The following is a 12,559-nucleotide window of genomic DNA, read 5'->3' on the forward strand; positions in this document are numbered from 1 at the left end:
TCCACGGAGCCATTTTATTTTATAGAATTTTATAGGTTATCAGGCATCTGATAACCTTTTTTATATTTATTTTAGGAGTTTAATTATATGGAAGAAAAAAACAAGAGCTTACTTAAAATTCATTTGTCAGTACTTTTATTTGGTTTATCAGGATTGTTTGGAAAATTAATTTCACTTTCGTCAACAGTAATTGTGTTTGGAAGAGTATTTTTTTCCAGCATTTTTTTATTTATTATATTGATTTATTTTAAAAAAAATATACTGTTAAAACAGAAGAAAGACTATTTCTATATAATACTTATGGGTATGATTCTAGCAATTCACTGGACTACATTTTTTAAGGCCATTCAAGTCTCTACAATAGCTATAGCACTGCTCACATTTTCTACATTTCCTGTATTTATTACATTTCTTGAGCCTTATTTTTTTAAAGATAAGATTAAATTATGGGATATTATAAGTGCTATAGTTACATTTTTGGGTATAATCTTTATAGTACCCAAATTTCAGTTGACAAATAATTTAACTCAGGGAGCCCTATGGGGAATGTTGTCAGGATTTGCATATGCAATACTTTCCATGCTTAATAGAAAGTATGTACAGCAATACTCAAGTCTCGTAATTTCATTTTATGAGCAACTTGTAGCTACAGTTGTATTAATTCCATTTTTATTTTTTCAGAAACATGATCTTACGTATAATAACATAATACTTTTAATCTTATTAGGTGTGGTTTTTACTGCTATATCCCATTCACTGTTTATAAATGGATTAAAATATACAAGAGCCCAGACGGCATCTATTATTTCCAGTCTTGAGCCAGTATATGCCATTGTATTTGCAGCTTTTATATTAAAGGAAATGCCAAGTTTAAGGGAAATAGTTGGAGGGATTATTATACTTGGTATTGCACTTTATTCAACTATTAAATCCAAAAAAGAAGGAGTTGTCTCAAAATAAATTTTAAGACAACTCCTTTTAAATTATTATTCTTTGGTAATGGTATTTCCATCACTTTTCAGTACAATAGTTTCATCTATATCAGTCCTGTAAATTTGGATATCTTTTTTCTTTAATTTGTTTATTGTTTTCTTGGTAGGATGTCCATATTTATTATCCTTGCCACAGCTTATTATAGCTATCTTAGGATTAACTCTATTTAAGAATTCTTCTGAAGTTGAGCTGGAACTTCCGTGATGTCCTACTTTTAATACATCAGCTGTAATATCATAATTTTTATGGAGCATTTCCATTTCACTTGCTTTTTCAGCATCACCTGTAAATAAAAATTTATTATTTCCGTATGTTATTTTCAATACTATTGAATAATCATTAGTGTCTGGATAGCTATCGCTGTTAGGAGCAAGTATTTCAGCTTTGGTATTATTACCGAAGTCCAATTGCATTCCTGGTTTTGGAACATCTATTTTCATATTCTTGTTTTTTAACTGATTTATCATATATTCAAAAGTCCTGGTATTGGAAATTTTTTTTGGAGCATAGAAAGTGTCTACTGTATAATTCTTTATTACATCACCCATTCCACCTATGTGATCTTCATCAGGATGAGTTGCAATTACATAATCAAATTTTTTTATATTATGATTACTTAAATATGACATAAGTTTGTCTTTACTTTTATTCGGCCCTGCATCTATTAAAAGATTTTTACCATTTACTTGAATCAATTCACTGTCACCCTGATCTATATCTATATAGTGAACTTTAATACCATTGTATGAATCAGATTCATTTGAACTTTTAAAATATGTACATGAACATAGCAAAAATATTGAAATTAGCATAATCGATATCATAGTGCAATATTTCTTTATAAATCCCATTATATTGATCCTCCTGTAGAATATAATTGGAGTTTGATAAAAATTATAAATTTTTTGTAGAATTCTCTAAATATATGTTTTTCATAATTTCTTTTTTTATAATTTCGGATATATTTTCTTTTTCATCCTTTGATAGGTCAGCTGGATAAATTGGTTTGCAAATAGTCAGATTTACATCTGCAGGTTTTAAATTACCGTGCTTATTTCCTTCCCTTAATTTGTAACTTCCATCTATTGCTAGTGGCACTATAGGTACCATGGATTTTAGTCCGAGCTTCATGCTTCCCCTTTTAAATTCTCCGATTCTAGGCCCCTTGCTTCTAGTTCCTTCAGGAAAAATTACCAAGCTATGTCCATTTTTTAAAATTTTAACGCCCTCGTTTATGGACCTTACAGAGGCCCTTATATTACTTCTGTCAATAAATATACATTTGATTTGTTCCATCCAATAACTTATTATTTTTACCTTTTTGATTTCCTTTTTAGCAATGAAACCAATTGTTCTGTCAAGAGATGCAATAAGTATTGGGATATCTAAAAATCCCTGATGATTTGATACAAAGAGACAGGGACCATCTGGAATGTTTTCAAGACCTTTCATGTGAATTTTTGCCCTCATTGATTTTAGTATGAATTTTGCCCATCCATTAATACAGTCATATGTATAGGATTGAACTTCTTCTTGAGAGCCCTTCTTTTTTAATTTTTCCAATTTCATCTTTTTTATTAAAGAGTAAAACATGTACATGACCAACATGAAATACAGAAAAATACTTCTTATCATATTTTAAATACCTCCACATATTATCTTTTTATTGTCTTTATTATTATAACATATATGAAGTATAATCTTGCAAAAAGTATATTGCATGGTCCAATATGAATACAAGAATACCTTTACATGTTAAATAATGAAGGATTTAATATGTAAAAATCAAAAACAAGAAAATATACAATTGATTATATTTATTAAAGATGATACAATATAAACATGCACTTTTTATAAAACGTTGAGTATACTGAGATACATAAGGAAAACAAATAATATATAAAGAATACATATATTATTTTAAGAAAGATAAAATTCTTAAATTGAAGTATTATATATAGTTTAATTCAAAAATGTGCTATTTTTTATAGTGCCAATGTTTATTTAAGAGGGGATGGCGTTAATGTATAATTATAAACTTCAAAATATAGATAAACCTAATCTGTATAAAGATATATTTCCGTATGATGAAGTTCCTAAAGTGGTTTTTGATGGAGTTCAACTGCCAATGGACCTACCAGATGATATATGGATTACAGATACTACATTTAGAGATGGACAACAGTCTATGGAGCCATTTACTTTAGAGGAGATAGTTAAGATATTTGATTATATCCATGAACTGGATAATGATTCCGGAATAATTAGACAGAGTGAATTTTTTTTATATACTGAAAAGGATAGAAAAGCTGCTGAAGTCTGTATGGAAAGAGGATACAAATTTCCAGAAGTAACATCATGGATAAGAGCCAATAAGAATGATTTTAAACTTGTAAAGCAGATGAATTTAAAAGAAACCGGTATGCTAATGTCATGCTCAGACTACCATATATTTAAAAAGTTAAAGATGACAAGGGAACAAACTATGAATATGTATATTTCTATAGTAGAGGAAGCTTTGAATAATGGCATTAAGCCAAGATGCCATCTTGAAGATATAACTAGAGCTGATTTTTATGGATTTGTAGTTCCGTTGGTTAATAAACTTATGGAAATGTCAAAGGAATCGGGCATACCTATAAAGATAAGATTGTGTGATACTTTAGGATTGGGAATTCCTTATGGTCAGGTAGCACTTCCAAGAAGTGTACAGGGAATTGTTCATGGAATAAGAAGTATATGCGGTGTTCCTCAAGACAGAATAGAATGGCATGGACACAACGATTTCTATTCTGCAGTTAATAATTCTACTACAGCATGGCTGTATGGATGTTCATCTGTAAACACTACTCTTTTTGGAATAGGTGAGAGAACAGGAAATTGCCCACTTGAAGCTATGGTATTTGAGTATGCACAGATAAAGGGAAATGCTAAAAATATGAATCTTCATGTTATAACAGAGCTTGCTGAATATTTTAAAAGTCAAATGCACTATAATATTTCACCAAAAGCACCTTTTGTTGGAAGCGAATTTAATTTAACAAAAGCTGGAGTTCATGCAGATGGAATACTTAAAGATGAAGAAATATACAATATATTTAATACAGATAAAATTCTAGGTAGGCCAATTGTGGTTCAGGTAAACCAGTATTCGGGGCTTGCAGGTATAGCAGCATGGATTAACACATACTATAGATTAAAAGATGAAGATAAAATGGATAAGAAAGATAAAAGAGTGGAAAAGATAAAAAAATGGATAGACAATCAGTACAATATGGGAAGGACTAGTATAATAAGAAGTGATGAAATGGATGCTCTTGTAAAAAAATTAATACCAGAAATACTAGAAAAAAAAGAAGAGAGAGCTTGTTAAAATTAAGTAAATACTACCAAAGAAATATTACAATGGAGGAAATAGTGAAATGGGATTAAGTGCAGCACATAAAATTATAAAAAAACATCTGTTGAAAGGAAAAATGATAGCAGGACAGGAAATAGCTATCAAAATAGATAGGACATTGACCCAGGATTCAACGGGTACTATGGCATATCTCCAATTTGAAGCTTTGGGAATAGATAGAGTCAAGACAAAGAGATCTGTAGCGTATATAGATCATAATATACTTCAATCAGGACCTGAAAATGCAGATGATCATCTTTATATTCAAACTGTTGCAAAAAAACACGGGATATATTTTTCAAGGCCTGGAAATGGAATATGTCATCAGGTAAATCTTGAGAGATTTTCAGTACCTGGAGATACTCTTCTTGGATCAGACAGTCATACACCAACTGGCGGCGGAATAGGAATGCTTGCCATTGGTGCTGGTGGATTGGATGTTGCAGTAGCCATGGGCGGCGGTGAGTACTATATAAATATGCCAAAGATAGTTAAGGTAAACTTGACAGGAAAATTGGGACCATGGGTTACAGCAAAGGATATAATACTTGAAATGCTTAGAAGGCTTACTGTTAAGGGTGGAGTAGGAAAGATATTCGAATATACAGGTGAAGGAGTAAATACACTTTCTGTACCTGAGAGGGCTACTATTACAAATATGGGAGCAGAACTTGGTGCAACTACGTCACTTTTCCCAAGTGATGATGTAGTATGCGAATTCTTGAAGGCACAAGGAAGAGAAGGTGATTTTTCATATATTAAGCCAGATGCGGATGCAGTATATGATGAAGAAATGGAGATAAACTTGTCTGAACTTGAACCTATGGTTGCCTGTCCTCATAGTCCGGATAAAGTAGTTCCAGTTTCTGAATTGAAGGATGTAAAAGTAAATCAAGTATGTATAGGAAGTTGTACCAATTCTTCTTATGTAGATATGATGAAAGTGGCACACATATTAGAGGGAAAAACTGTAAATGAAAATGTATCCCTTACTATTTCACCTGGATCAAAACAGGTATTGAATATGATATCTGAAAATGGAGGGCTTGCATCTATGGTAGGTGCAGGGGCAAGAATTCTTGAAAGTGCCTGTGGTCCATGTATAGGGATGGGTCAGTCACCTGCAACGGATGCAGTATCTTTAAGAACTTTTAATAGAAATTTTGAGGGAAGATCAGGAACCAAGTCTGCTATGATTTATCTTGTAAGTCCGGAAATTGCAGCAGCATCTGCTTTAAAAGGATATATCGCAGATCCTAGAGAAATAGGAGATTCTATAGAAATTAAAATGCCGGATAAATTCCTTATAAAGGACAATATGATTGTGGCACCAAGTGAGACTGGAAATGATATAAAGGTAGTTAGAGGGCCTAATATAAAGCCTTTTCCAAAGGCAAAACCTTGTGAAAATACTGTTCCAGGAGTAGTTCTTACGAAAGTAGGAGATAATATAACTACAGATCACATAATGCCATCTAATGCAAAATTACTTCCATACAGATCCAACATACCTCATCTTGCTGAATACTGCCTAACACCATGTGATGAGTATTTTCCTAAAAAGGCAAAGGAAAATGGCGGAGGCTTTATAGTAGCAGGAATCAATTATGGACAGGGATCAAGTAGGGAACATGCAGCACTGGCACCTCTTTACCTTGGAGTTAAAGCAGTACTTGCAAAGTCATTTGCAAGAATTCATATGGCAAATCTTATAAATAATGGCATAATGGCACTTGTATTTGCAGATGAAAGTGATTATGAAAAGATAGATCCTTTAGATAAGCTGGTTATAGAAAATGCTTTGGAGCAGATTAAAAATGATACTGTAGTTGTTAAGAACGAGAGTAAAGATGAAGAATATAAAATGATATTCAATGTTACACAAAGGCAGAGAGACATGATAAAATTTGGTGGACTCCTGAACATGATGAAACAAAATACTAAATAATATTGGGAGGATTGAAGATGGGACATAGAGTTACTCTTATTAAAGGTGATGGAATAGGGCCGGAAGTTTGCAAAGCTGCAAGAAAAGTTGTAGATGAGAGCGGTGCACATATAGATTGGGAGGTATTTGATGCTGGAGCTTCAGTTATGGATGAATATGGTACTCCAATACCAGAACATATTATAGAAAGTATAAAGAAAAACAAAGTAGCTCTTAAAGGACCGGTTACCACACCTGTAGGAAAGGGATTTAGAAGTGTAAATGTAACTCTCAGAAAGAGTTTGAATTTGTATGCAAATATAAGACCTATAAAAACCTATGCTGGTGTAAAATCCAGATATGAAAATGTGGATTTGGTTATATTCAGGGAAAATACCGAAGACTTGTATGCGGGCATTGAACATATGGTAAATGATGAAATAGCAGAAAGTATAAAGATAATATCCAAAAAGGCAAGTGCAAATATTGTAAGGGCGGCCTTTGATTATGCAGTTAAAAATGGCAGAAAAAAAGTTACTGCGGTGCATAAGGCAAATATAATGAAATTATCTGATGGATTGTTTTTAAGGACTGCCCAGGAAGTGGCAAAAGAATACAGCAATATTGAATTTGAAAGTGTAATAGTAGATGCCATGAGTATGAAACTTGTATTAAATCCTGAAAATTATGATGTACTTGTTATGCCAAATTTATACGGAGATATTCTATCTGATATGGCATCAGGTCTTATAGGAGGACTCGGTTTGGTACCTGGAGCAAATATTGGAGAAAATGCAGCTGTATTTGAATCTGCTCATGGTTCAGCACCTGATATTGCAGGCCAAAACAAGGCAAATCCAACTGCTATAATACTTTCAGCAGTTATGATGCTTGAATATCTTGGAGAAACAGAACCAGCACATAAAATAGAAAAGGCAGTAGAAGAAGTACTTAAAGAGGGAAAATATTTAACTGGTGATCTAGGTGGCAATGCTACTACAGATCAATATACAGATGCCATAGTTTCGAAATTGCATAATTAGTGTAGTTTCATAAATATAAATCTATTAAATAAAATAAAGAACTCTAAAATTTTTATAATAAAAATTTTAGAGTTCTTTATTTTATGAAGTAATTTTACTATCTTCATTAAGTGTGTCAAGATTGAAAGGTGTTTCCTGATATACGTAGTAGTTTAACCAATTTAAAAATAATAGATTGGCATGACTTTTCCAGTTAGCTGTAGGTAGTTTAGTTGGATCATCATCCGGGAAATAATGTTTTGGAATATCTATAGGTATATTATTTTGAATATCTCTGTCATATTCAGATTTTAGTGTACAAGTGTCATATTCGGGATGTCCGGTTACAAAAATCTGATGGGCATTTTTAGTAGATACCAGATATATTCCTGCCTCTTCTGATTCAGATAATATTTCCAGATCCGGGACTTTCTCAATATCAGATTTTTTTACAGTTGTATGTCTTGAATGTGGAGCGAAATATATATCATCAAATCCTCTGAGTAAATCTACATTTTTTTTATTTATAGTATGGGAAAATACACCAAAGCGTTTTTGGGGAAGAGAATATTTTGGTATGCCAAAGTGGTGATATAGTCCAGCCTGTGCCCCCCAACATATATGTAAAGTAGAATATACGTTTCTTGCTGACCAATCCATAATGGAAGTTAGCTCTTTCCAATAATCAACATCTTCAAATTCAAGAAGTTCCACAGGTGCACCTGTTATTATCATACCATCAAATTTCTTGTCCTTTATTTGTTCGAATGTCTTATAATATTTAAAAAGATATTCTGAAGAAGTATATTTTGAAGTGTGAGAGCTTGTATACATTAACGTTATATTTACTTGAAGGGGCGAGTTACTCAATAATCTCAGTAACTGTGTCTCTGTAGTAGTTTTATTCGGCATTAAATTGAGTATTATTATATCCATAGGACGTATATCTTGTTTTGATGCGCGATGTTCATTCATAATAAATATGTTTTCATCTTTTAATGTTTTAGAAGCTGGTAAATCATTAGGTATCTTTATTGGCATAAAAATTCATCCCTTACTTATAATGATTTTAATCAAATAAAAAAAGTTGTTTTCCTGAAAGAAAAACAACTTTTGATATCTTAGTATCGAAACTATTTTTCTTATCTTTCAGAAATAATCTGTTGGAATTAACACCATACATTCAAATGAAAAATGCTGGTTGTCGGACATCATCGGGCCAGTCCCTCAGTCACTCTAGATAAGTTTTTACTTTTAATTATTACTCAGTTTAATCTAATCTAATATTACTAAATTAATTAATATTTTATATGTTATATTAAACACAGGTTTTTGTCAAGCCGTCTAGATAAGAATTTAAAAAGTTATTGACAAGTAATTTGAAAAGTATTAGGATTAAGATAATATATAATTGAATGTTTACTATTCTTATCAAGAGAGGTGGAGGGACTGGCCCTGAGAAACCCGACAACCAACATGTTTTTATGTGTAATGGTGTTAATTCCTACAGAAATATGATTCTGGAAGATAAGAAAAGATTGCTTTTGTTTATGATTTAAGCTGCTTTTCTTGAAAAAGCGGCTTTTTTAGCTAAAGTGAAAAAATGGGCCCTGATGGCATTTAACTATAAAGGAGTGGTCGTGTGACTTGTAATAATTTATTGGAAAAAATTAAGAATAATTTTATATTTTTTGATGGAGCCATGGGCACTATGCTTCAAAGAGCAGGACTTAAAACAGGTGAGCTTCCAGAAATTCTAAATATAACAAATCCAGATACTATAAAAAAAATACATGAAGCTTATCTTAATGCAGGAGCTGACATTATAACTACCAATACTTTTGGAGCAAATGATTTAAAATATAGCTCTTCTGATTATTCATCGGAGGAGGTAATTGAAGCTGCAGTTGGAATTGCAAGGGAAGCTGTTAAAAGCAGAGAAAATAAATTTGTAGCTCTTGATATAGGACCAATAGGACAAGTGATGGAGCCTACTGGAAATTTAAGTTTCGATTCAGCTTATAAATTATTCAAAAAGCAGGTAGTTGCAGGAGACAGGTCAGGAGCCGATCTTATAGTAATTGAAACTATGATGGATCTGTATGAGACTAAGGCTGCAGTGCTTGCTGCCAAAGAAAACAGTTCACTTCCAGTGTTCTGTACTATGACTTTTGAAAAAAATGGAAGAAGCCTCATGGGCACTGACCCTAAAACAATGGTATTTGTTTTAGAAGGACTTGGAGTGGATGCAATTGGAGTTAATTGTTCCCTAGGACCTAATGAACTTCAGGGCATAGTAGATGAAATTTTGAAGTATGCGTCTATTCCAGTTATGGTTCAGCCCAATGCAGGGCTTCCTAAATACAATGGAGTGGAAACTTACTATGATATAAGCATAGAAGAGTTTTCAAAAAATATAAAAATAATGGCTCAGAAGGGAGTAAGAATAATTGGAGGATGCTGCGGTACAAATCCTGATTTTATAAAAGATTTTATAAAAGAATTGAAGGATATTAAACCTATAGATATAGGAGAAAAAAACTACACAGCAGTAACTTCAGCAACTGAAACCGTAATAGTAGAAAATAAAACTAGGATTATAGGTGAGAGAATAAATCCTACAGGGAAGTCCGCATATAAAAAAGAACTTAGGGAAAAGAGTATTGATTATATACAAAAGCAGGCTTTGATACAAAGAGATGAAGAAGCGGATATACTCGAATTGAATGTAGGGCTTCCAGAGATAAACGAGGTTGAGATGATGAAGAAGGCAGTGAGAGCAGTACAAAAAGTAGTGTATACACCTATAAGCATAGATAGTCCAAATGCAAGTGCACTAGAGGCAGGCGCAAGGTTATACAATGGAAAACCTCTCATAAATTCTGTTAATGGAAAAGAAAAGACTATGGAGGATGTATTTCCAATAGTTAAAAAGTATGGAGGATGTGTTATAGCACTTACTATAGATGAAGATGGTATCCCCAAAACCGCTCAGAAGAGATTTGAAATTGCGGAAAAAATAGTAAGGAGGGCAGCAGAATATGGAATACCAAAAAAAGATATAGTAGTTGATTGTTTGTCACTTACAGCTTCAGCCCAACAGAAGGAAGTAATGGAGACGGTAAAGGCAATAAGGCTTGTAAAAGAAGGATTGGGTGTAAAGACTACTCTTGGTGTAAGTAATGTATCTTTTGGACTTCCACATAGAAAACTCTTGAACAGGACATTTTTGTTGCTTGCTCTTCAGGCTGGATTAGATCTTCCTATAATGAATCCTTCGGATAAGGGTATGAAGGATACTATAGCTGCATTTCAAGTACTTGCCAATAGAGATGTAGACAGCAGGGAATTTATAGATAGATACAAGGATGAACCAGAGGAATCAAATAATAGCCGATTATCTGCAAAAAAAGTCAAGGATAAGAATTTTGACAATATAAAGTTGGATAAAAATAGCAGTGACTTAAAACAGATAATTATAAATGGTGATGAAGGTGCAGCATCTTTAGCTACTGAAGAACTTTTAAAATCCAAACAACCCCTTGATGTGGTAAATTCATATATAATACCAGCGCTGGATCAAGTCGGAGTAAAGTATGAAACAAAGGAGATATTTCTACCGCAGCTCATACAGGCGGCTGAAACCGTAAAAAAATCATTTGAAGTTATAAAAAAAATCATAGTTGAAAATGGTGGTCAGAATGTAGAAAAGGGAAAAGTGATTTTGGCTACAGTCAAGGGAGATGTACATGACATAGGAAAGAATATAGTAAAAGTCCTCCTTGAAAATTATGGGTTTAATGTAATTGATCTTGGGAAAGATGTAGATATACAGAAAGTAGTTGATGCTGCAAAAGAAAATAATATAAGACTTGTAGGGTTAAGTGCACTCATGACTACTACCGTTATGAACATGAAAAAAACTATAGATGCATTGAAAAAAAATAATTTATCATGTAAAGTTGTAGTAGGCGGCGCAGTGCTGAATCAGGAATATGCAGATATGATAGGCGCTGATTTTTATGCAAAAGATGCCAGAGATACAGTTAAGATAGCTGAGGAATTATTTTCAAAAGATAAAGTAGGAACAAATTAGAATTTTCAAAATAATTATATTTATATGGAATATTTTAATCAATTAATATAAAATAGACTTAAGAATATAACTAATTGATTTAGGAGATAAAATTATGGAGAACCCTAATAAAAAATTAATTAAATATGTACCGGAGATAAATGGAACACTTAGGGGACATATGATAAAAGTTCCAACAGTAATCAGGAAAGCTACGGGAATAAAGGTTTTTGGAAAAAGATTAAAATCATTTGCCTTTACTACAGATGTTGCAGTTATAAAAAATATAAATGCAGATGCTGTCTTTGCAGTATATCCATTTACCCCTCAATCTGTTATAACAGAAACCCTGGTCAATGCATCTGATGTTCCGATTTTTTGTGGTGTAGGTGGAGGGCTTACAATGGGAAAGAGAGTAATAAACCTTGCACTAAATGCTGAATTTACAGGAGCTTTGGGAGTAGTTGTAAATAGTCCTACATCAAATGAAGTTATAGAAGCTATGAGTGAAGCTATTGATATTCCTATAGTAGTTACTGTAGTTTCTGAAAGAGATGACATACAAAAGAGAATAGATGCAGGTGTTTCAATATTAAATGTATCTGCAGGGTCCAATACAGCACAGCTTGTTAAGAAAATAAGAAGTGAATTCCCTGATTTTCCTGTGATGGCTACAGGCGGAAAGAACGATGATACTATTGAAGAAACTATTAGTGCAGGTGCAAATGCTATTTGTTATACACCGCCATCTTCAGGGGAACTTTTTAAAGGTACCATGGAAAAATATAGACATATGTAATTATGGACTTTATGAAATCATAAATATAAATCGCTGAATATTCTTTTAGCGATTTATATTTATGCATAAAATTGTTTAAAAATGAATATAAGATTACAGCTTAAATAAGTAATTTAAGAGCTGAAAGCATATGCATATTTATTCATTAATTTATAGAGAAAAGTATTGCATAATTATAATATTATATGTATAATTATTATGTATTATAAATGAAAATTATATTGAATATTATGAAGGGAGAAAAAAATATGAATAGATTAAAAAAAGGACTAATAATAGGATTATCTACTATTATTATAGCAGTTTTATTTGCTGGATGTGGAAAAACAGGCACTGCTAGTAC

Annotated in this window: 9 protein-coding genes and 2 riboswitches; of the genes, 6 read left to right on the forward strand and 3 right to left on the reverse strand. The window is 32.3% G+C overall.

The window, feature by feature from the left end; all coding sequences use genetic code 11:
• Positions 1 to 87 precede the first annotated feature (87 nt).
• Positions 88 to 960 carry a DMT family transporter gene (locus J418_RS0115000; protein ID WP_017751465.1) on the forward strand — a complete coding sequence of 291 codons (873 nt, stop codon included), beginning with the start codon at positions 88 to 90 and terminating at the stop codon, positions 958 to 960.
• A gap of 26 nt (positions 961 to 986) precedes the next feature.
• Here J418_RS0115000 and J418_RS0115005 read toward each other — a convergent pair whose 3' ends face one another.
• Positions 987 to 1,844: a ComEC/Rec2 family competence protein gene (locus J418_RS0115005; RefSeq protein WP_017896005.1), complete on the reverse strand. Its 858-nt coding sequence runs from the start codon at positions 1,842 to 1,844 to the stop codon at positions 987 to 989.
• A 43-nt stretch (positions 1,845 to 1,887) separates the two neighbouring features.
• Positions 1,888 to 2,628, reverse strand: coding sequence for a lysophospholipid acyltransferase family protein (locus tag J418_RS0115010; protein ID WP_017751467.1), 741 nt, complete (start codon positions 2,626 to 2,628; stop codon positions 1,888 to 1,890).
• A gap of 388 nt (positions 2,629 to 3,016) precedes the next feature.
• On the opposite strand from J418_RS0115010, the gene J418_RS0115015 reads away from it, so the two are divergent.
• The 3 genes from J418_RS0115015 to J418_RS0115025 are packed head-to-tail and all read left to right on the forward strand — an operon-like array spanning position 3,017 to position 7,363.
• Complete coding sequence (locus tag J418_RS0115015; protein ID WP_017896006.1) at positions 3,017 to 4,366, forward strand: beta/alpha barrel domain-containing protein; 1,350 nt, start codon at positions 3,017 to 3,019, stop codon at positions 4,364 to 4,366.
• A 49-nt stretch (positions 4,367 to 4,415) separates the two neighbouring features.
• A complete protein-coding gene (locus J418_RS0115020; RefSeq protein WP_017896007.1) occupies positions 4,416 to 6,341 on the forward strand; it encodes an aconitate hydratase in 1,926 nt (641 codons plus the stop codon).
• A 17-nt stretch (positions 6,342 to 6,358) separates the two neighbouring features.
• Positions 6,359 to 7,363: an isocitrate dehydrogenase (NAD(+)) gene (locus J418_RS0115025; RefSeq protein ID WP_017751470.1), complete on the forward strand. Its 1,005-nt coding sequence runs from the start codon at positions 6,359 to 6,361 to the stop codon at positions 7,361 to 7,363.
• Positions 7,364 to 7,444: 81 nt separating this feature from the next.
• Here the strand turns inward: J418_RS0115025 and metA are convergent, their stop codons facing one another.
• Positions 7,445 to 8,383, reverse strand: a complete 939-nt coding sequence (gene metA / locus J418_RS0115030) for a homoserine O-acetyltransferase MetA (protein ID WP_017751471.1) — start codon at positions 8,381 to 8,383, stop codon at positions 7,445 to 7,447.
• 98 nt (positions 8,384 to 8,481) lie between these two features.
• Positions 8,482 to 8,589, reverse strand: a riboswitch (SAM riboswitch).
• A gap of 178 nt (positions 8,590 to 8,767) precedes the next feature.
• Positions 8,768 to 8,876, forward strand: a riboswitch (SAM riboswitch).
• Between the two features lie 168 nt (positions 8,877 to 9,044).
• On the opposite strand from metA, the gene J418_RS0115035 reads away from it, so the two are divergent.
• Both J418_RS0115035 and J418_RS0115040 read left to right on the forward strand, forming a co-directional pair.
• Positions 9,045 to 11,438, forward strand: a complete 2,394-nt coding sequence (locus tag J418_RS0115035; protein WP_051057242.1) for a homocysteine S-methyltransferase family protein — start codon at positions 9,045 to 9,047, stop codon at positions 11,436 to 11,438.
• A gap of 94 nt (positions 11,439 to 11,532) precedes the next feature.
• Positions 11,533 to 12,216, forward strand: a complete 684-nt coding sequence (locus J418_RS0115040; RefSeq protein WP_017896009.1) for a beta/alpha barrel domain-containing protein — start codon at positions 11,533 to 11,535, stop codon at positions 12,214 to 12,216.
• Positions 12,217 to 12,559 lie beyond the last annotated feature (343 nt).

This window comes from Clostridium tyrobutyricum DSM 2637 = ATCC 25755 = JCM 11008, from assembly GCF_000359585.1.
Classification (GTDB): Bacteria; Bacillota; Clostridia; order Clostridiales; family Clostridiaceae; genus Clostridium_B; species Clostridium_B tyrobutyricum.